The organism is Mycobacterium sp. SMC-4, assembly GCF_025263265.1.
In the GTDB taxonomy this organism is placed as follows: Bacteria; Actinomycetota; Actinomycetes; order Mycobacteriales; family Mycobacteriaceae; genus Mycobacterium.
In genome coordinates this window covers 5,158,976-5,177,272 of sequence record NZ_CP079869.1, presented here as the reverse complement: position 1 = coordinate 5,177,272, position 18,297 = coordinate 5,158,976, and the positions used below count along the sequence as shown (strand labels likewise).

Below are 18,297 nucleotides of genomic sequence, written 5' to 3'. Positions count from 1 at the left end.
ACCGTCGGCTTCGGTGGCGCGACGATCAACGCCATGACTCATTCCACGGCGGCTCCGTCGCTTCGCCGGATCGCGCTGGCGGGATACGTCGGATCAGCCATCGAGTTCTATGACTTCTTCATCTACGGCACTGCAGCCGCGCTGGTGTTCCCGACGGTGTTCTTCCCGCACTTGGGGCACCTGATGGCGACGACGGCCGCACTGGGCGCGTTCGCGGCGGCGTTCCTGGCGCGACCGGTCGGAGCGGCGGTGTTCGGCCACTTCGGTGACCGCATCGGTCGAAAGCAGACCCTGGTGGTGACGCTGATGCTGATGGGCATCGCCACTGTCGGCGTGGGACTGATTCCCAGCACCGCGTCCATCGGCATCGCCGCACCGCTGCTACTGATCACGCTGCGGCTGATGCAGGGCTTCGCCGTCGGTGGTGAATGGGCGGGCGCGGTGTTGCTCAGCGCCGAGAACGCCCCGGCGCAGCGACGCGGGTTCTACGGCATGTTCACCCAGCTCGGACTGGGCACTGCTCTGGTGGCGGCCAACTTGGTGTTCCTGCTGGTGCATGTGAGCTTCGGTACGGACAGCCAGGCGTTCCTGCAATGGGGCTGGCGCGTCCCGTTCCTGCTGTCGGCGCTGCTCATCGCCATCGCGCTGTACATCCGGCTGCGCGTCGAGGATCCACCTGCCGTCACCGGGGAAACCCCCGGCCCCGCCACCCCGCTCGCGGCTCTGGTGCGGCGGCAGGGGCATCAGCTGCTGCTGGCTGCCGGGGTGGCGATCTGCGCACCGATGCTGGTGTTCCAGGCCGGCACGTTCTTCACCCATTACGCCACCGATCATCTCGACTACTCGACCAACCTGGTGCTGCTGACCGGGGTGCTCGGCGGGGTCTGCGCGGTGGGCTTCGCTGCGGCCTCGGCGATGCTCAGCGACACCCGCGGGCGCAAGCGCGTCATCGCGACCGGGTTCGCCCTGGCGGTGCCGTGGTCCATCGTGCTGTTTCCGCTGGTGGAGTCGGAAATCCGGGCGGTGTTCGTCGCCGCGATCATGGTCACCTACGCGCTGGTCGGGGTCTGCATGGGGCCCCTGGCCGCATTCCTGCCCGAGATCTTCGCGCCGCAGTACCGCTACACCGGCGCGGCGCTGTCGCACACCCTGGGATCGGTCGTCGGCGGCGCGCTCACCCCGGTGCTCTCGCCGCTTTTGCTGCACTCTCTGGGAGGCTGGGCCGTCGCGTTGATGATGGGCACCTTGGCTCTGGTGAGCTTGGTCAGTGCGGTGGCCTTGCCGGAAACCGCGGGCCGCTGAACCCCGCGGCCAGCGTGTGTCCCCGTCGCCCGTCGGCCCCCGTCGGCGACCGTGCAACCAGGGCGGAATCCAGGGGCCGGATTCAAGCGGTGGCTGCAACAAATGTGGACGGGTCTGAGAGTAGACGGTCGAGTTCTTCTGCGGGCGTGCGCCAGCCGTGGCGTTTGCGGGGACGGGAGTTGAGCTCGGCGGCGACTTGGTCGAGCCAGCCTGGACCGTAGAACGACAGGTCAGTGCTTTTGGGGAAGTATTGGCGTAGGAGGCCGTTGGTGTTTTCGTTGGTGCCGCGCTGCCAGGGGCTGTGGGGGTCGCAGAAGTAGATGGGCAGGCCGGTGGCCTGGGTGATCTGGGTGTGTAGGGCCATTTCCTTGCCCTGGTCCCAGGTCAACGAGCGGCGCAGGATCTCCGGGATCTCGGGGATTTTGGCACTCATCGCCTCGGCCAGGGTGGCTGCGGTGCGATCACCGGGCAGGTGCAGCAGCATGACAAACCCGGTGGTCCGTTCGACCATGGTGCCGATCGCTGAGGCTGAGGCGGTGCTACCCAGGATGAGGTCCCCTTCCCAGTGCCCGGGGATTGCGCGGTCATCAGCCTCGGCGGGACGCTCGCTGATATTGATCATGTCTTTGATTTGGCCGCGGCTCTCGTTGGTTTTGCGGCCCTGAGGTTTTCGGTGAGTTCGACCGGACCGAAGTGCCTGCTTGATCAGGCGTGCCAGTTCCCCACGGGGTTGAACATAGAGGGCTTGATAGATCGTCTCGTGGGACACCCACATCTCCGGATCGTCGGGGAAATCAAGGCGCAACCGGCCCGCAATCTGTTCTGGGCTGTCGCGCCGCTTCAAGCGTGTCACGACCTCGTCCAACAGCACAGAAGCAGTCTCGAGCTTGCGCTTCTTGGGCCGCTTAGTGTTAATGGCAGCGACGTCATGGCCCACGCCAGCCCGGTACCCGCTGGGGGTGGCTCCACGGGCACATTCGCGGTAGATCGTCGACCGGTCCCGGCCCAACGCGTCAGCGGCTTGAGCTACCGTCGCCCCGGCGGCCAGCAGCCGCTCCAGGCGCCACCGCTGGTCAAACGTCAGCCGGCCGCGCCGACGTAGGCTATCGAGGTCTCGGGCGGCATCGGCGTCGTCGTTGGCAGCGACAGGGGTCAGGGGCACATAACCAGCCTGAGCGACCCAGCGTCGTGCCTGATTCTCCGACACGCCCGCAGCCACCGCCGCGGCCACGACGGTGGCCCCGTCATGCATCGCCGCCCAAAACGCCGCTCGCACCGCGGGCGAGTACCGAGTGCCACAGTGCCGCGGATCGGGCTTGTAACCAGCCTCCCTCGCCCACCTACGGCCGGTCGCACCACAAACGCCAGCCACTGTTGCCGCTGCCGTCGGCGCCAATCCCGACCTCAACGCCACATCGAAGCTCTCACGCACCGAGTCCGGAACGCCTTTGCCACCGAGATGACTCCACCCCATCGAACAACACCCCTCAACAATCAGGTGTTGCAACGACCGATTGAGTCTGAGGGGCGTTTTTCCGCCACCAGCGCACTCTCGACGGCACCAACCGCCACCAGCGCACTCCCGGCGAGCTATTCGCCGGTGAACTTCGGCGGCCGCTTCTCGAACATCGCCTGGATGCCCTCGGTGAGGTCCTTCGACGGTAGGAATGCCGAGTTCCATGCCGCGACGTAGCGCAGGCTCGCGGCGACCGCTGCGGTGCGCTGCTCATCGAGCACGTCCTTGACGCCGTGCACCGTGTGCGGCGGATTGGCGGCGATCTCGGCGGCGGTGGCGCGGGCGGCGGCCAGCGACGCCGCCGGATCCGGGTACACGTCGTTGACCAGGCCGATCTTCTCGGCGCGCGTCGCGTCGATATCTTTGCCGGTCAGCGCGAGCTCGCGCAGATGCCCGTCGTTGAGGATGTAGGGCAGCCGGGCCAGCGATCCGACATCGGCGACGATGGCGAGCTTGACCTCGCGCACCGAGAACTTCGCGTCGGCACTGGCGTAGCGGATGTCCACCGCGGAAATCAGGTCCACACCGCCGCCGATGCACCAGCCGTGTACCGAGGCGATGGTCGGGGTACGGCAGTCGGCGACCGCGGTGATCGCGTATTGCATGGTCTTCAGCCGCTGGTGGAAGTCGGCGCGCGGTTTCGACGACGACCCGTCGGTCATCATCGAGCCCAGCGTGTCACCCATCGCGGGCAGGTCCAGACCGTAGCTGAAATTCTTGCCGGACCCGGTTAGCACGATGGCCCGGACGTCGGGGTTCGTGTCGAGCTCGCCGAACACCACCGGCATCTCGGCCCAGAACGCCGGGCCCATGGCGTTGCCCTTGCCGGGACCTATCAGTGTGACCTCGGCGATGTGATCGGCGATGTCGACGGTGACCGATTCATACGAGCTGCTCATGGTGCGAAAGGCTAGCCAGTCACCCCGGCATCGATGCCAGCAGGACCTCGCTGACCCTCGCGGTCGGCATCAGCTGGCAGCCGGTGTCAGCCAGGATCTGTTCGAGAAACGACCCTTCGGACCCGAACACGGTGCCGTTCTCCTCGATGATCTTCTGCACCACCGCGCGCTTGGTCGCCTCGTCGAGCCCGTTGAACTCCCGACACTCCATGGTCAGCGAGTTGGCCGGCGCGGGCACCTGAGGGACATTGGTGCCGCGGGTCGGCAGCGGAATGTTCGGGATGGTGAAGTCGGGCAGTCCCGGCAGCGACGGTGCACGCGGCGCGGTCGTCCGCGGGGCTGTCGTCAGCGGCGGGCCGGGTTGGGTCGTCTGAGCGACGACGCCCTCGGTGGTCCGGGTGCACGCGGTCGTCAGGCCGATCGCGAAGAACAGGCCGATCAGCGTCGCCGCGACGACCCGTGCGTGCGTTCTCATCCCGCCACGATAGGCGGCGCCACCCGTTCGAGATAGAAATACAGGTGGCGGGGCGTGCCGGAGCGGGTGTCGAGTGCGCCCTTGCCGTTCATGATGCCGATGACGGCGTTGGCGTCGACGACCTTGAAATGGTCGTGCACCGGCCGGCCGTCGTAGACCATCGACGCCACCAGCTCGCCGCGGAACTCCTCCATCCACAGGCTGGCCTCGCCGTTCATGGCCTCGGTGTTGGAGAACGGTTTGCCTTCGGTGTCCAGGCAGACCAGCGGTATGGCGTGGTCGGCCGAATGGAACGTCTTGCCGAACCAGTTCAGCCTGTCCATGAAGCCGTTGGCCTGGTGACCGGTGTGGAACTCGCCGCCCTTCCACTGACCGATCATGAAGTCGATGGTGGCCGGCTTCAGCGTCGCCCAGAATGCGTCGAGTTCGGCGTCGTCGAGCGGTCCGGTGCGCTGCGTCAACTCGGTGAAGGTGGTGCGGGCATCGGTGATCAATGGGTTCCTGTCCACGTGCGGGCGAATTCGAGGAAGGCGTCGTTCTCGGTGGGGGAGGCCACAGTGACGCGGACGCCGTCCTCGCCGTAGGGCCGCACGATGATGCGGTTGTTGGCCGCGTCAGCGGCGAACTGCTGGGCGCGCCCTACCAGTGGCAGCCAGACGAAGTTGGCTTGTGAGGGCGGCAACTGGTAGCCGGCGTCGCGGAGCGCCGAGGACACCCGTTCGCGTTCGGCGACGACGGCGTCCGTGCGTTCAAGGAGTTCGTCGGCGGCGTCCAGGCAGGCGATCGCGGCGGCCTGCGACACGCTGGTCGCGGTGAAGGGGACGTAGACCTTCGACAGCGCCGAGACGATCTCCGGGTCGGCCACCGCGTAGCCCACACGCAGTCCGGCCAGCCCGTATGCCTTCGAAAATGTGCGCAGCACAACAACATTGCGGTGGGCGCGGACCAACCCGAAGCTGTCAGGAGCCAGACCGTCGCGGATGTACTCGATGTAGGCCTCGTCGAGCACGACCATGATGTGTGGCGGCACAGCCGCGACGAAGCGGGCCAGCGCGTCGGGGTCGACGACGGTGCTGGTCGGGTTGTTCGGGTTGCACACGAAGATCAGCCGGGTGCGATCGGTGACCTTGGCCAGCATCGCGTCCAGGTCGAAGGTGTGATCACTCAGCGGTACCTGCACAGGTGTGGCGCCGGCGGTACGGACCTGCAGCGGGTAGATCTCGAAGCTGCGCCACCCGTAGAGCACCTCGTCGCCGACGGTGCTGGTGATCTGGATCAGCTGCTGGCACAGGCTGACCGACCCACAGCCGACCGAGATGTGCTCGGGTGCGAAGTTGACGTGCTTGGCCAATCGTTCCTTGAGCTCGACGTAACCGTTGTCGGGGTAGCGGTTGATGCCGTCGATGGCCGCTTCGATCGCCGCGCGCACGCTGGGCAGCGGGCCGTGCACCGTCTCGTTGCTGGCAATCTTGATGGCGCCGGGGACCGTCTTGCCCGGGGTGTAGGCAGGCAGGTCGGCCAGTTCGGGACGCAGACGCACGGACACCCGAACAGTTTAGGGCTGCCGCTGATCTGCTTTGCTTCCCGCGGTGGGCCCTGTGTACTCTGTCGCAGCGGCGGAAAACGTCGGGAGGCGTGCCAGAGCGGCCGAATGGGACTCACTGCTAATGAGTTGTCCCCCTTACCGGGGACCGGAGGTTCAAATCCTCTCGCCTCCGCTCAACAAGTGAATATGCAGTGACGAAGCGCCCGTAGCTCAACGGATAGAGCATCTGACTACGGATCAGAAGGTTAGGGGTTCGAATCCCTTCGGGCGCGCTTTTTCTTGCGGACTTACCCTGGAATGCGTGCGCCTGCTGCTGATCGCCGATACGCACGTCCCCTCCCGCGCCAAGGACCTGCCCGCCCAGGTGTGGTCTGAGGTCGACGACGCCGATGTGGTGATCCATGCCGGTGACTGGATGGATCCCGCCCTGCTGGACCGGTTGCAAGCCCGGGCCCAGCGCCTGGTGGGGTGCTGGGGCAACAACGACGGCCCAGAGTTGCGTCGGCGACTACCCGACAGGGCCGACGTCGTGCTGGAGGGTCTACGTTTCACCGTCACCCACGAGACCGGTGCCTCGACCGGCCGGGAGGCGCGGATGGCCCGCGAGTACCCCGACACCGATGTGCTGGTGTTCGGCCACAGCCACATCCCGTGGGACACCACCGCGAGGACGGGCCTGCGGTTGCTCAACCCCGGTTCACCCACCGACCGGCGCCGTCAGCCGTACTGCACGTACATGACCGCAACGGTGCACCGGGGCACGCTGCGCGATGTCGAGCTGCACCGGCTGGAACGTCATGGCTGAGCGTCGGGCCACCGCCGAGGACGTCCACCGGATCGCGATGGCGATGCCGCACGTGACCCGGATCGAGGGATCGAAGGCGGCCAATCCGATCTATCAGGTCGGCGGGAAGTCGTTCGTGTTCTTCCGCACACCACGCCCTGACGCCTTCGATCCCGACACCGGCGAGCGCTACACCGACGTCATCGCCATCTGGGTCGAATCCGAGGCGGACAAGCTGGCGCTGACCCAGGATCCGGAGTCGCCGTTCTTCACCACCACGCACTTCGACGGCCACCTCTCGGTGCTGGTACGGGCCGGCCACCTCGGTGAGATCAGCGTCGACGAGCTGCGAGAGCTGATCCAGGACGCGTGGCTGTCCCGCGCGTCGAAAAGGCGCGCCGAGAAGTGGCTCGCCGAGCAGCGCTAGCCGCGGCTGACGTTGGCGTGGTGAGCGCCACAGACGAACAGCGCCAGCCGAGCCGGGGTGTCACCCGGGTTGCGCCAGCGGTGTCGGGTGCCGTTCTGCACCACCGTGTCGCCCGGATGCAGAGTGACCTCCGCACCGTCGTCGAGTTCGAGAATCACCGTGCCTTCCAGCACCACCTCGAAGTCGATGGTGTCGGTGGTGTGCATGCCGGGGTCCTCGAGCTCCATGTAGCCCAGTAGCCCGGGCAGCTTGGCCTCCGCGTCGGCCAGCGCCTCGTCGGCGCTGAGCTGTTCGGGATCATCGGCAGCCGCGGTGCCCGGCGGCAGCGTGAACATCGAGAACCGGAACCCGCCGATCGGCGGAAAGTAGGTGTGCCAGTTCGGCATCGATCCGTCGTCGGGGAAGCGCGGTGTTTCGTCGCCGCCCCACAACAGCGTGAATTCGCTACCGGGCAGCAGGACCGGCACCCGGGGTGAGACCTTCTCGTCGCTGACGAACACTGACTTTCCGGACGCATCGTGTCCGGTGACGACTCTGCGGATGTCCATTACGTCAGTCAAGCACCGGCGAGGGGCCTGGCGTGGCAATCTCTGCAGATATGGAAAGCAAGCCGCCCACCGCCACCATCGAGGCTGCGCACCGCGAGCAGCTGGAGCTGCTCCCGTTCGACGACACCCGGGATTTCACCGACGCCGACCGTGGGTTCATCGCCGCCCAGCACCCATGCGTCATCAAGGCCGCCGACGGACGGGTGGTCTGGGACAACGACATCTACGCATTCCTGGCCGGTGACGCGCCGCCGACCGTGCACCCCAGCCTGTGGCGGCAGTCGATGCTGGTCGCCAAGCAGGGGCTCTACGAGGTGGTCCAAGGCATCTACCAGGTGCGCGGCTTCGACCTGTCCAACATCACGTTCGTCGAGGGCGATACCGGCATCATCGTGATCGACCCGCTGGTGTCCACCGAGGTGGCCGCAGCGGCGCTGGCGCTCTATCGGCGACACCGCGGAGATCGAGCCGTCACCGCAGTGATCTACACCCACAGCCATGTGGACCACTTCGGCGGCGTGCTGGGCGTGACCTCGCAGGCCGACGTCGACGCCGGCAAGGTCGCGGTGCTGGCACCGGAGGGGTTCACCGCGCATGCGGTGCAGGAGAACGTCTACGCCGGCACGGCGATGACGCGGCGCGCGGCCTATATGTACGGCACGGTGCTCGAGCGCGGACCCCAGGGCCAGGTCGGCTGCGGGCTCGGGCAGACCCCGTCGACCGGGGAAGTGGCGATCATCGTCCCGACAGTCGATATCCGCGAGACCGGCGAGACGCACACCATCGACGGGGTCGAGATCGAGTTCCAGATGGCGCCGGGCAGCGAAGCGCCGGCCGAGATGCACTTCTACTTCCCTCGGTTCCGGGCGCTGTGTATGGCCGAGAACGCCACCCACAACCTGCACAACCTGCTGACGCTGCGCGGCGCCTTGGTGCGCGACCCGCACGGCTGGGCCGGTTACCTGACCGAGGCGATCGACCGTTTCGCCGACCGCGCCGACGTCGTGTTCGCCTCGCATCACTGGCCGACGTGGGGCCGTGAGCGCATCGTGGAATTCCTTTCACTGCAACGGGATCTGTATGCCTACCTGCACGACCAGACGCTGCGCCAGCTCAACCAGGGTTACACCGGTATCGAGATCGCCGAGCAGTTCACGATGCCGCCTGCTCTGGAGCGCGCCTGGCACGCGCACGGCTACTACGGCTCGGTGAGCCACAACGTCAAGGCGGTCTACCAGCGCTACATGGGCTGGTTCGACGGCAATCCGGCACGGTTGTGGCCACACCCGCCCGAGGCCATCGGTCCACGCTACGTCGAGGCGATGGGCGGGATGGACCGGGTGGTCGAACTGGCTCAGCATGCCTTCCACGACGGTGACTTTCGTTGGGCAGCAACGTTACTCGATCATGCAATCTTCACCGACCAGCATCACGGTGGGGCTCGGCAGCTCTACGCGGACACCCTCGAACAACTGGCCTACGGGGCCGAGACCGCGACGTGGCGCAACTTCTTTCTCGCCGGGGCCACCGAGCTGCGGGACGGGAACTTCGGGACCCCGGTGCAGACCACGTCGACGTCAATGGTCGCCCAGCTGACCCCCGAGCAGATGTTCGACGTGCTGGCGATCAGCGTGAACGGGCCCCGGGCCTGGGATCTGGACCTGGCCGTAGACATCACCTTCCTGGATACGGCCACCAACTACCGGTTGACGTTGCGCAACGGCGTGCTGGTCTACCGCAAGGTGCCTGCCGACGCGGCGACCGCGCAGGCGACGGTCCGATTGGCCAACAAGCTGCGCCTGCTGACCCTGGCCACCGGTGACACCAGCGCGCCGGGTCTGGAGATCGTCGGCGACGCCGGGGTGCTCACCTCGCTGGTGTCGGTGCTGGATCAACCCGATCCCAACTTCGACATCATCACGCCGTAACGTCGTGGGGCTAGGGGATGCCGCCGTCGGCGCGCAGGATCGAGCCCGACGTGAAGCTCGACGCGTCCGACATCAGGAACAGCGCCGCGCCGACGATCTCGTGAGGTTCCCCAGCGCGTTGTAAAGCGCTGCGGCCGAATGCATTTCCGATATCGAATGTCCAGGCTTTGCTGATCTCGGTCAGGAACGGTCCGGGCATCAGCGTGTTCACCCGCACCGTCGGCCCGAACGCCAGCGCCAACGCCTCGGTCATCGCGTTCAGGCCGGCCTTGGCCGCGGCATACGGGATGAACGTCGGATCCGGGCGCAGTGACCCGTGGGTGCTGACGTTGACGATCGACCCGCCGCCATCGGCGACCATCCGTTCACCGACCAACACCGACAACCGGAACGGACCCTTGAGGTTCAGGTTGAGCACCGAGTCGAACAGCTTCTCGGTCACCGAACTCAGCGAATCGTAGAGCGGCGACATGCCGGCGTTGTTGACCAACACGTCGACCTTGCCGAACCGGTCGTAGGCGGCCTCGACCAGACCGTCGAGCTCATCCCAGCGCCCGACATGCACCCGGTGGGCCAGCGCGGCCCGTCCCGTCTGGGCGGTGATCTCCTCGGCGGTGGCCACACACGCGTCGTACTTGCGGCTGGCGATCACCACGTCGGCACCGCACCGCGCCGCCGCGAACGCCATCTCCCGGCCCAGTCCCCGACTGCCGCCGGTGACCAGCACCACCCGATCGGTCAGGTCGAACAGCGAATCGGCATATCCACCCACGCGCCCTATGGTGGCACGGTGCAACTGCTTCTGGTCCGACATGCCTTACCGCTGCGCAGCGAGCCTGGGCAGGGCTCCGATCCGCACCTGTCCGAAGCGGGCATCGAACAGGCCAAGCGGCTGCCCGACGCGCTGGCCCGCTTCCCGATCACGCGCCTGGTGAGCAGCCCGCAGATCCGTGCCATCCAGACCGGACAGCCGGTGGCCGATGCGTTGGGCATCGCCATTGAGGTCGACGAGCGGTTCGCCGAGTACGACCGCGACCTGGAGCACTACATCCCGATCGAGCAGATCGCCGCCGAGAACCCGCAGGAGCTGCAGCGACTGATCGACGGGCACCTGCCCAGCGCGGTGGACGAGGGGGAGTTCCTGGCCCGGGTCGGCGCTGCCGTCGATGACCTGATCGCCGGCGCAGACCACGACGACACCGTCGCGGTGTTCAGCCACGGCGGCGTCATCAATGTGCTGTTGCACCGGGTGCTGCGGACCGAGCGGCTGCTGTCGTTTCACGTCGACTATGCATCGGTGACGCGGTTGCTGTCGTCGCGCACCGGACGGCTCGGTGTCGCCGCGGTCAACGGCACCGAACACGTCTGGGACTTACTGCCTCGAAACCAGCGGTGGTAGGAGTGGTAGACAGATCGCGTGACTGACCTCGAAGGCCTCGATCTGACCGCCCTGGACCGGCATCTGCGTGAGGTCGGGGTACCCCGTGCCGGGGCACTGCGCGCCGAGCTGATCGCCGGCGGCCGGTCCAATCTGACCTTCTTGGTGTTCGACGATGCGTCGAAGTGGGTGCTGCGCCGCCCGCCGCTGCACGGTCTGACGCCGTCGGCGCACGACATGGCGCGCGAATACCGGGTGGTGGCCGCCTTGACCGACACCGCGGTGCCGGTCGCCCGTGCCGTCACCATGCGCAACGACGACTCGGTGCTGGGTGCGCCGTTCCAGATGGTCGAGTACGTCGCCGGCCGGGTGGTCCGCCACACCGACCAGCTCGAGGCGCTCGGCGACGAGCCCACCATCCACGCCTGCGTGGATTCGCTGATCAGGGTGCTGGCTGAGCTGCACGCCGTGGACCCCGACGATGTAGGGCTCGGCGACTTCGGCAAGCCCAGCGGCTACCTGGAACGCCAGGTGCGCCGGTGGGGCTCGCAGTGGGAATTGGTGAAGCGCGCCGACGATCCCTACGACGGCGACGTCCGGAAGCTGCACGCCCGGCTGGGTGAGGCGCTGCCGCAGCAGAGCCGGACCTCGATCGTGCACGGCGACTACCGCATCGACAACACGATCCTCGACAGCGACGACGCCACCAAGGTCATCGCGGTGCTGGACTGGGAGATGTCGACACTGGGCGACCCGCTCAGCGATGCCGCGCTGATGTGCGTTTATCGCCATCCGACGTTCAACCTGGTGCACGTCGACGCGGCGTGGGCGTCACCGCTGATCCCGCCGGCCGATCAGCTGGCCGAGAAGTACGCGACGGCCGCCGGTCAGCCCCTCGACCACTGGGACTTCTACATGGCGCTGGCCTACTTCAAGCTGGCCATCATCGGCGCCGGGATCGCCTACCGCGCCCGCGAGGCCGGTGTCACCGACGACTCCGACAAGGTCGGCGAGGCGATCGGTCCGCTGATCGCTGCCGGGTTGGCCGAGCTTTCCTGACGTTTCGGACCTAGTCTGCGGGGGTAGAGACTCGCGTGGCCCGACGGCGTGCCGCCACTGTCTTTCCCCGATCAGATGAGGGCGTGCGGCCATGAAGCGTGATGTCGGTGCGACACTGGCGGTGGAGATCACCGATCCCACCACGCTGGAGTTCCAGATCGCGGTGGCCCCCCAGCCCGGCGCCGAGGTCTCCGAGTCATTGTCGTTTGTGTTGAACGGCAACGAGATTCCTGCATCCGGCATCCAGGAGATCACGGGTGAGCACGGGAATCGAATTCACCGTTTCCAGGCTCCGGTCGGCAACCTGAAAGTTACCTATTCGGCGACGGTGACCGGTCAGGCCGACCCGGCGCCGCTGCGCACCATCGACCTTTCGACCTATCTGCGGCCCAGCCGCTACGCCGAGGCCGACAAGTTCTTCGGCTTCGCCGCCACCGAGTTCGGCGAGTTCGCCGACTCGGCGACCCTGCTGGAGAAGGTGTCGTCCTGGGTCGGCACCCGGTTGAACTACGTCCCCGGATCGAGTGATCCCATCGACGGGGCCGCCGATACGCTGCTCGCCGGCGCGGGAGTGTGCCGGGACTACGCGCACCTGGTCATCGCAATGCTGCGCGCGGTCAACGTCCCTGCGCGCCTGGTGTCGGTCTACGCGCCGGGATGCCAGCCGATGGACTTCCACGCCGTGGCCGAGGCGTTCGTCGACGGCCAGTGGCGGGTGGTCGACGCGACCTGCCTGGCGCCCCGGCAGTCTCTGGTGCGTATCGCCACCGGACGCGACGCCGCCGACACCGCCTTCCTGGACAACCACAAAGGGTCGATCACGCTGAACGACATGACTGTCACCGCGACCGTCGACGGCGAGTTGCCCCGCGACTCGATCGACCAGCTGGTGTCGATCCGGTGAGCGTTACAAGCCGGCGCGGAGGTTCTTCTTGGCGGCCCGGCGCAGTTGGAACATGCGCACTGCACCGACCGCTACGGTGATCAGTCCGCCGGCAACTGCGGCGAACAGGATCGCCACACCGAGGGGCAGGCTCCAGTGCCAACCCAGGAAGGCGAACTCGGTCGACTCGGTGTTTTGTGCGATGAAGATCAGCAGCACGATCAGGATCAGGAACCCGAGCGTCAGCGACGCCCACAGCGCAGCGGCTCTGGTCCGGTGGACGGCCGACTGCGGCGGCGCACTCCCCGACGGGGGAGTGTGCACGTCATCGAACGAGTGCGGTTCGGGTGTCGACGCGGACGGATCACTGGTCATTTCTCCATGATTGCCCTTATGCGGATCGAATGAAACCACTTCGGAGGTGTCGTAAGGTCAGCGGATGCATCGGTCCCGGCGAAGCAGACCTGCCGTTGTCGTATCCGTCCTGGCGGTGCTGGCCGTCCTGCTGGCAGCCTGCGGTAGTTCGAACCCGCTCGGCGGCGGCGAGATCTCCGGCGATCTGAAGACGATCAAGATCGGGTCAGCCGACTTCACCGAGTCGAAGATCCTCGCCGAAATCTACGCCCAGGCGCTGGAAGCCAACGATTTCACCATCTCGCGACAGTTCGGCATCGGCAGCCGGGAGACCTACATTCCCGCGCTGCAGGACCATTCGATCGACCTGATTCCGGAGTACACCGGAAACCTGCTGCAGTACTTCGACGCCGACAGTCAGGCCACCACAACCGATGAGGTGCTGCTGGACCTGCTCAGGGTGCTGCCGGGCAGCCTGTCGATCCTGTACCCGTCCCCGGCGCAGGACAAGGACACGCTCGCGGTGTCCGAGGAGACCGCGCAGCGCTGGAACCTCACCACGATCGCTGACCTCGCGGCCCACTCGGCGGAGGTCAAAGTAGGTGCACCGTCGGAGTTTCAGACACGGCAGACCGGACTGGTGGGACTGCAGCAGAAATACGGTCTCGATATCGCGCCGGGCAACTTCATCGCGATCAGTGACGGCGGCGGTCCGGCGACGGTCAAGGCGCTCGCGGATGGAACCGTCACGGCAGCCAACATTTTCAGCACTTCGCCGGCGATCGAGCAGAGCCGCCTGGTGGTGCTGGAGGATCCGGAGAACGTGTTCCTGGCCGCGAACGTGGTGCCGTTGGTTGCGTCGCAGAAGATGTCCGATGAGCTCAAGACCGTGCTCGACGCCGTCAATGCGAAGTTGACCACCGAGGCGCTGATCGAGTTGAACACCTCGGTGGAGGGTAACCGCGGTGTCGATCCCGACGAGGCAGCGGCGAAGTGGATATCCGACAACGGTTTCGACGAGCCGATGGGGAAGTGACCACGTGATCACCTTCGAGCATGTCACCAAGAAGTACCCGGACGGCACCGTCGCGGTCGACGATCTGTCGCTGGAGATCCCCGAGGGCACCCTCGCGGTGTTCGTCGGCCCGTCCGGATGTGGCAAGACCACCTCGATGCGGATGATCAACCGGATGATCGACCCGACCTCGGGTACGTTGACTGTCGACGGCAAGGACGTCACCAAGGTCGACGCGGTGAAGCTGCGCCTGGGCATCGGCTACGTGATCCAGAGCGCCGGGCTGATGCCGCACCTGCGCGTCGTCGACAACGTCGCGACGGTGCCGGTGCTGCAGGGTCAATCACGGCGCAGCGCAAGGAAATCGGCGATCGCGGTGATGGAGCGCGTCGGTCTGGACCCCAAACTCGCCGACCGCTATCCGGCGCAACTGTCCGGTGGCCAACAGCAGCGGGTCGGGGTGGCCCGCGCGCTGGCGGCCGACCCGCCGATCCTGTTGATGGACGAGCCGTTCAGCGCGGTGGATCCGGTGGTCCGGGAGGAGTTGCAGACCGAAATCCTGCGGCTGCACGGTGAATTGCGCAAGACAGTGGTGTTCGTCACCCATGATATCGACGAAGCGATCAAGCTCGGCCAGAAGGTTGCGGTCTTCGGCCGCGGTGGTGTGCTGCAGCAGTACGACGCACCGGCGCGGCTGTTGTCCAACCCGGCCAACGATGCCGTCGCCGGGTTCGTCGGCGCCGACCGCGGCTACCGGGGCCTGCAGTTCTATCATGCGACTGGTCTCGCACTGCATGACATCCGCCGTGTCGGTGAACCCGAGATAAACAGTCTGGACTTGCATCCGGGAGACTGGGTGCTGGTGACCCGGCCCGACGGCACCCCCTATGCCTGGATCAACGCCGACGGGGTTGACCTGCACCGCAACGGCAGTTCGCTCTACGACAGCACGATCGCCGGCGGCTCGCTGTTCCGGCCTGAGGGCACTTTGCGTCTGGCGCTGGATGCGGCATTGTCATCCCCGTCGGGCCTGGGGGTGGCCGTCGACGACGATGGTCAGGTTGTCGGCGGGGTGAGGGCCGACGACGTGCTGGCGGCACTGGACCAGCAGCGCACGGCGCGCCACACCGGAGCCTGACCGGATGCGCTATCTGCTCACCCACCTCGACACCCTGTGGGAGCTGACGCTGATCCACCTGAGGCTGTCGCTGATCCCGATCGTGCTCGGCCTGGTGATCGCCGTCCCGTTGGGTGCGCTGGTCCAGCGGACGACCACGATGCGCCGGCTGACCACGGTGACGGCCAGCATCGTGTTCACCATCCCGTCGCTGGCGCTGTTCGTGGTGCTGCCGCTGATCATCCCGACCCGCATCCTCGACGAGGCCAACGTGATCGTCGCGCTGACCCTCTACACCGTCGCACTGCTGGTGCGCGCGGTCCCCGAAGCGCTGGACGCGGTCTCACCCGCGGTCCTCGACGCCGCCACCGCGGTCGGGTACAAGCCGCTGACCCGCATGCTCAGAGTCGAACTGCCACTGTCTGTTCCGGTATTGATCGCCAGCCTGCGGGTTGTTGCGGTCACCAACATCTCGATGGTCGCGGTGGGTTCGGTCATCGGTATCGGCGGTCTGGGCACCTGGTTCACCGAGGGCTATCAAGCCAACAAGAGCGACCAGATCATCGCCGGGATCATCGCGATCTTCGTGCTCGCGATCGTCATCGACACCCTGATCATGGCCGTCGGCAAGCTGCTCACGCCGTGGACCCGTGCCTACCAACCGGCCAAGGCGGGAGCGGCGACATGAACTTCCTGTCCGACGCGTTGTCCTATCTGTTCACCGCGGCCAACTGGGGCGGCCCGGCCGGGCTGGCGGCGCGCACGCTCGAACATCTGCAGTACACCGGAATCGCGGTGTTCTTCTCGGCGCTGATCGCGGTGCCGCTGGGCATGGTCATCGGTCATACCGGCCGCGGCACATTCCTGGTCGTCACCGGCGTCAACGCGTTGCGCGCGCTGCCCACCCTCGGTGTGCTGCTGCTCGGGGTGCTGTTGTGGGGGCTGGGCCTGATCCCGCCGACGGTGGCCCTGATGCTGCTCGGCATCCCGCCGTTGCTGGCCGGCACCTACTCGGGTATCGCGAACGTCGACCGCACCGTGGTCGACGCGGCGCGATCGATGGGAATGACCGAACGCAGGATCCTGCTGCGGGTAGAGACCCCGAACGCGATGCCGCTGATACTCGGTGGCCTGCGCACCGCGACGCTGCAGATCGTGGCCACCGCCACGATCGCGGCCTACGCCAGCCTCGGCGGGCTGGGCCGGTACCTGATCGACGGCATCAAGGTGCGGGAGTTCTACCTGGCTCTGGTGGGGGCGTTGATGGTCACCGCGCTGGCGCTGATCCTCGATGCTGTGCTGGCCTTCGCGGTCTGGCTGTCGGTGCCGGGCAGTGGGCGCTGGGATCGGTTGCGCCGCATGCCGCAGCCTTTCCTCGGCGACGAGGTGAGGCTGGAGACCGCCACGCCGTCATCGAGCCGATCCCGCCGCGGGGGCGAGCGGGCGTCGCCTACGGTAGAGGAATGAGTGAAGCCGACCGCTCTGGCGATCATGACGAGCAGAAAGGCCCCTGGCCGGCCGTGCTGACCTGGCGGGCCCACGACGAGCCCCGGATGGAGTCGGTTCGCGTGCAGCTCTCCGGCAACCGCATCAAGGCCTACGGCCGCATCGTCAATGCCGCGACGTCGACCCATCCGGCGTTCAGCGCGTCCTACGACCTGGTCACCGACGAGCACGGCGGAACCAAGCGGCTGTCGCTGACGGTGACCTCCGCCGAGCGTGAACGCCAGCTCTCCATCGCCCGCGACGAGGAGAACATGTGGCTGGTGCAGGAGCACACCGGTCAGACCCGGCGCTCGGCGTTCGACGGGGCACTCGACGTCGACGTGCTGCTCAGCCCGTTCTTCAACTCGCTGCCGATCCGCCGACTCGGTCTGCACCGTGGCGGTGCGGCGGTCATGCTGCCGGTCGTCTACGTGCGCGTGCTGCCCGAGCTGTCGGTCGACGTCGCCAACATGAGCTATTCGCCCGGCGCCGACGGGATCAAGCTGCACTCACCGGTCGCCGAGACCACCCTCGCGGTCGACCCGGAGGGCTTCATCGTCGACTACCCAGGGTTGGCAGCGCGGATCTGATCACGCCCCCGGCCCGGCCGGCCGCCGCCAGCTCGTCGCGCCAGCCTTCCTCGCCGATCACCACGGTGACGATCTGCGGGCGGGTGAAACTGTCGTAGCGGACCCGGGCTGCGTGACCTGCTTCGACCAGGTCTGCCACCGGCTGGTCGCGGGCCAGATGTTCGCGTGCGTCGGTGAGCAGGCTCAACGCCTGATCCAACACCGGCAGCAGTTGCGCGGCATTGGCCTCACACATCGCCCGCACCAGATCAGGTGCGGTCGCCGCGACCCGGGTGCCGTCCCGGAACGACCCAGCGGCCAGGGCGAACGCCAACGGCACCTCGCCGGCGGTGGCGGCCAGCGCCTCGGCCAGCAGATGCGGGAGATGGGAGATGGTGGCCGCGGCGGTGTCGTGTTCGTCGGAGCGGGCGGGCACCACCACCGCACCGCAGTCCAGCGCCAGCGTCATCACCTCGGTCCACACCGCCGCGTCGACATGCTCGTCGACGCTGATGACCCACGGCGCGTTGTGGAACAGGCCGGCTTCGCCGGCAGCCCAGCCCGAGTGCGCGGTCCCGGTCATCGGGTGTCCGCCGACGAACCGGGCCAGCAGTCCGACCTTGGCGACTTCGTCGATCACGGCGCCCTTGACGCTGGTGACGTCGGTCAACGGGCAGCCCGGTGCCAGAGCGCTGACGTGGCGCAGCATCAGGGGCAGCGCCGGAACCGGCACCGCGAGCACGATCAGCGCACCGGCGTCGGCGGCACGCCGCAGCGCTCCGTCGAGGTCGGTGGTGGCATCGAACCCGTCGGCGCGGGCGGCCTCGACGCCTTCCACCGAACGGTTGTATCCGAATACCTCGCGGCCGGCCTGGTGCGCCGCGCGCATCAGCGATCCGCCGATCAGGCCCAGACCGACCACGCATACCGGTGTCTTCGCCACGGTTTCCAGGTTGGCACACCGATGGGGTGATCGGTGGTCGGGAGGTACGGACGCGCTGGTCAACGCGTT

Annotated in this window: 21 protein-coding genes and 2 tRNA genes; 14 read left to right on the top strand and 9 right to left on the bottom strand. The window is 67.0% G+C overall.

Annotated features, from left to right (window positions below):
• Positions 1–33 precede the first annotated feature (33 nt).
• Positions 34–1,302 (top strand): MFS transporter, encoded by a 1,269-nt coding sequence (locus KXD98_RS24750; RefSeq protein ID WP_260765399.1) that lies wholly within the window; start codon positions 34–36, stop codon positions 1,300–1,302.
• 82 nt (positions 1,303–1,384) lie between these two features.
• Here KXD98_RS24750 and KXD98_RS24745 read toward each other — a convergent pair whose 3' ends face one another.
• From KXD98_RS24745 to hisC, 5 genes are all read right to left on the bottom strand, one after another.
• Entirely contained in the window at positions 1,385–2,554 is a 1,170-nt protein-coding gene (locus KXD98_RS24745) for an IS30 family transposase (protein ID WP_396883212.1), read from the bottom strand.
• Positions 2,555–2,892: 338 nt separating this feature from the next.
• A complete protein-coding gene (locus KXD98_RS24740; RefSeq protein WP_260760939.1) occupies positions 2,893–3,717 on the bottom strand; it encodes a crotonase/enoyl-CoA hydratase family protein in 825 nt (274 codons plus the stop codon).
• Positions 3,718–3,736: 19 nt separating this feature from the next.
• On the bottom strand, positions 3,737–4,192 hold the full coding sequence (locus KXD98_RS24735; protein ID WP_260760938.1) for a hypothetical protein: 456 nt from the start codon (positions 4,190–4,192) through the stop codon (positions 3,737–3,739).
• The gene (locus tag KXD98_RS24730) at positions 4,189–4,683 is read right to left on the bottom strand and encodes a DUF4334 domain-containing protein (RefSeq protein ID WP_260765398.1); all 495 of its coding nucleotides are present in this window, start codon (positions 4,681–4,683) and stop codon (positions 4,189–4,191) included. The genes KXD98_RS24735 and KXD98_RS24730 overlap by 4 nt, the downstream gene beginning before the upstream one ends.
• Positions 4,683–5,738 carry a histidinol-phosphate transaminase gene (hisC, locus tag KXD98_RS24725; protein ID WP_260760937.1) on the bottom strand — a complete coding sequence of 352 codons (1,056 nt, stop codon included), beginning with the start codon at positions 5,736–5,738 and terminating at the stop codon, positions 4,683–4,685. The genes KXD98_RS24730 and hisC overlap by 1 nt, the downstream gene beginning before the upstream one ends.
• A gap of 83 nt (positions 5,739–5,821) precedes the next feature.
• Between hisC and KXD98_RS24720 the strand changes: the two genes are divergently transcribed.
• From KXD98_RS24720 to KXD98_RS24705, 4 genes are all read left to right on the top strand, one after another.
• Positions 5,822–5,910 (top strand) — tRNA-Ser (locus KXD98_RS24720).
• A gap of 27 nt (positions 5,911–5,937) precedes the next feature.
• A tRNA-Arg gene (locus KXD98_RS24715) sits at positions 5,938–6,010 on the top strand.
• A gap of 29 nt (positions 6,011–6,039) precedes the next feature.
• Entirely contained in the window at positions 6,040–6,543 is a 504-nt protein-coding gene (locus tag KXD98_RS24710) for a metallophosphoesterase (RefSeq protein WP_260760936.1), read from the top strand.
• Positions 6,536–6,949, top strand: coding sequence for an MmcQ/YjbR family DNA-binding protein (locus KXD98_RS24705; RefSeq protein WP_260760935.1), 414 nt, complete (start codon positions 6,536–6,538; stop codon positions 6,947–6,949). Before KXD98_RS24710 ends, KXD98_RS24705 begins: the two co-directional genes overlap by 8 nt.
• Here KXD98_RS24705 and KXD98_RS24700 read toward each other — a convergent pair.
• A complete protein-coding gene (locus KXD98_RS24700; RefSeq protein WP_260760934.1) occupies positions 6,946–7,497 on the bottom strand; it encodes a cupin domain-containing protein in 552 nt (183 codons plus the stop codon). The two genes, KXD98_RS24705 and KXD98_RS24700, sit on opposite strands and share 4 nt — an antisense overlap.
• 50 nt (positions 7,498–7,547) lie before the next feature.
• Here KXD98_RS24700 and KXD98_RS24695 point away from each other — a divergent pair, with 50 nt between their 5' ends.
• On the top strand, positions 7,548–9,425 hold the full coding sequence (locus KXD98_RS24695; RefSeq protein ID WP_260765397.1) for an alkyl/aryl-sulfatase: 1,878 nt from the start codon (positions 7,548–7,550) through the stop codon (positions 9,423–9,425).
• A gap of 10 nt (positions 9,426–9,435) precedes the next feature.
• On the opposite strand, the gene KXD98_RS24690 is transcribed toward KXD98_RS24695, so the two are convergent.
• Positions 9,436–10,239 (bottom strand): SDR family NAD(P)-dependent oxidoreductase, encoded by an 804-nt coding sequence (locus KXD98_RS24690; protein ID WP_260760933.1) that lies wholly within the window; start codon positions 10,237–10,239, stop codon positions 9,436–9,438.
• Between KXD98_RS24690 and KXD98_RS24685 the strand changes: the two genes are divergently transcribed.
• The 3 genes from KXD98_RS24685 to KXD98_RS24675 all read left to right on the top strand — a co-directional run bounded on the left by KXD98_RS24685 (position 10,216) and on the right by KXD98_RS24675 (position 12,766).
• Entirely contained in the window at positions 10,216–10,824 is a 609-nt protein-coding gene (locus tag KXD98_RS24685) for a histidine phosphatase family protein (RefSeq protein ID WP_260760932.1), read from the top strand. The two genes, KXD98_RS24690 and KXD98_RS24685, sit on opposite strands and share 24 nt — an antisense overlap.
• A gap of 18 nt (positions 10,825–10,842) precedes the next feature.
• Positions 10,843–11,862 (top strand): phosphotransferase family protein, encoded by a 1,020-nt coding sequence (locus KXD98_RS24680; RefSeq protein WP_260760931.1) that lies wholly within the window; start codon positions 10,843–10,845, stop codon positions 11,860–11,862.
• 91 nt (positions 11,863–11,953) lie between these two features.
• The gene (locus KXD98_RS24675; RefSeq protein WP_260760930.1) at positions 11,954–12,766 is read left to right on the top strand and encodes a transglutaminase family protein; all 813 of its coding nucleotides are present in this window, start codon (positions 11,954–11,956) and stop codon (positions 12,764–12,766) included.
• A 3-nt stretch (positions 12,767–12,769) separates the two neighbouring features.
• Here KXD98_RS24675 and KXD98_RS24670 read toward each other — a convergent pair whose 3' ends face one another.
• Positions 12,770–13,120 (bottom strand): lipopolysaccharide assembly LapA domain-containing protein, encoded by a 351-nt coding sequence (locus KXD98_RS24670; protein ID WP_260760929.1) that lies wholly within the window; start codon positions 13,118–13,120, stop codon positions 12,770–12,772.
• Between the two features lie 64 nt (positions 13,121–13,184).
• Here KXD98_RS24670 and KXD98_RS24665 point away from each other — a divergent pair, with 64 nt between their 5' ends.
• From KXD98_RS24665 to KXD98_RS24645, 5 genes are read left to right on the top strand one after another with little or no spacing between them, the layout of a single operon-like run.
• Positions 13,185–14,135 (top strand): ABC transporter substrate-binding protein, encoded by a 951-nt coding sequence (locus tag KXD98_RS24665; protein ID WP_260760928.1) that lies wholly within the window; start codon positions 13,185–13,187, stop codon positions 14,133–14,135.
• A 4-nt stretch (positions 14,136–14,139) separates the two neighbouring features.
• On the top strand, positions 14,140–15,252 hold the full coding sequence (locus KXD98_RS24660; protein ID WP_260760927.1) for an ABC transporter ATP-binding protein: 1,113 nt from the start codon (positions 14,140–14,142) through the stop codon (positions 15,250–15,252).
• 4 nt (positions 15,253–15,256) lie between these two features.
• The gene (locus tag KXD98_RS24655; protein ID WP_260760926.1) at positions 15,257–15,919 is read left to right on the top strand and encodes an ABC transporter permease; all 663 of its coding nucleotides are present in this window, start codon (positions 15,257–15,259) and stop codon (positions 15,917–15,919) included.
• On the top strand, positions 15,916–16,698 hold the full coding sequence (locus KXD98_RS24650; protein WP_260760925.1) for an ABC transporter permease: 783 nt from the start codon (positions 15,916–15,918) through the stop codon (positions 16,696–16,698). Before KXD98_RS24655 ends, KXD98_RS24650 begins: the two co-directional genes overlap by 4 nt.
• Entirely contained in the window at positions 16,695–17,306 is a 612-nt protein-coding gene (locus tag KXD98_RS24645; RefSeq protein WP_260760924.1) for a putative glycolipid-binding domain-containing protein, read from the top strand. The genes KXD98_RS24650 and KXD98_RS24645 overlap by 4 nt, the downstream gene beginning before the upstream one ends.
• Here KXD98_RS24645 and KXD98_RS24640 read toward each other — a convergent pair.
• Positions 17,269–18,174, bottom strand: a complete 906-nt coding sequence (locus tag KXD98_RS24640) for a prephenate dehydrogenase (RefSeq protein ID WP_260765396.1) — start codon at positions 18,172–18,174, stop codon at positions 17,269–17,271. The two genes, KXD98_RS24645 and KXD98_RS24640, sit on opposite strands and share 38 nt — an antisense overlap.
• Positions 18,175–18,297: the final 123 nt, after the last annotated feature.

What these genes read in the sequence shown, in the direction of transcription:
- KXD98_RS24700 (WP_260760934.1), bottom strand. Translation starts at nt 7,497, where the DNA reads ATGGACATCCGCAGAGTCGTCACCGGACACGATGCGTCCGGAAAGTCA.
- KXD98_RS24670 (WP_260760929.1), bottom strand. Translation starts at nt 13,120, where the DNA reads ATGACCAGTGATCCGTCCGCGTCGACACCCGAACCGCACTCGTTCGAT.
- KXD98_RS24745 (WP_396883212.1), bottom strand. Translation starts at nt 2,554, where the DNA reads ATGCATGACGGGGCCACCGTCGTGGCCGCGGCGGTGGCTGCGGGCGTG.
- KXD98_RS24675 (WP_260760930.1), top strand. Translation starts at nt 11,954, where the DNA reads ATGAAGCGTGATGTCGGTGCGACACTGGCGGTGGAGATCACCGATCCC.
- KXD98_RS24645 (WP_260760924.1), top strand. Translation starts at nt 16,695, where the DNA reads ATGAGTGAAGCCGACCGCTCTGGCGATCATGACGAGCAGAAAGGCCCC.
- KXD98_RS24750 (WP_260765399.1), top strand. Translation starts at nt 34, where the DNA reads ATGACTCATTCCACGGCGGCTCCGTCGCTTCGCCGGATCGCGCTGGCG.
- KXD98_RS24690 (WP_260760933.1), bottom strand. Translation starts at nt 10,239, where the DNA reads ATGTCGGACCAGAAGCAGTTGCACCGTGCCACCATAGGGCGCGTGGGT.
- KXD98_RS24735 (WP_260760938.1), bottom strand. Translation starts at nt 4,192, where the DNA reads ATGAGAACGCACGCACGGGTCGTCGCGGCGACGCTGATCGGCCTGTTC.
- KXD98_RS24665 (WP_260760928.1), top strand. Translation starts at nt 13,185, where the DNA reads ATGCATCGGTCCCGGCGAAGCAGACCTGCCGTTGTCGTATCCGTCCTG.
- KXD98_RS24650 (WP_260760925.1), top strand. Translation starts at nt 15,916, where the DNA reads ATGAACTTCCTGTCCGACGCGTTGTCCTATCTGTTCACCGCGGCCAAC.
- KXD98_RS24640 (WP_260765396.1), bottom strand. Translation starts at nt 18,174, where the DNA reads ATGCGCGCGGCGCACCAGGCCGGCCGCGAGGTATTCGGATACAACCGT.
- KXD98_RS24740 (WP_260760939.1), bottom strand. Translation starts at nt 3,717, where the DNA reads ATGAGCAGCTCGTATGAATCGGTCACCGTCGACATCGCCGATCACATC.
- KXD98_RS24705 (WP_260760935.1), top strand. Translation starts at nt 6,536, where the DNA reads ATGGCTGAGCGTCGGGCCACCGCCGAGGACGTCCACCGGATCGCGATG.
- KXD98_RS24655 (WP_260760926.1), top strand. Translation starts at nt 15,257, where the DNA reads ATGCGCTATCTGCTCACCCACCTCGACACCCTGTGGGAGCTGACGCTG.
- KXD98_RS24695 (WP_260765397.1), top strand. Translation starts at nt 7,548, where the DNA reads ATGGAAAGCAAGCCGCCCACCGCCACCATCGAGGCTGCGCACCGCGAG.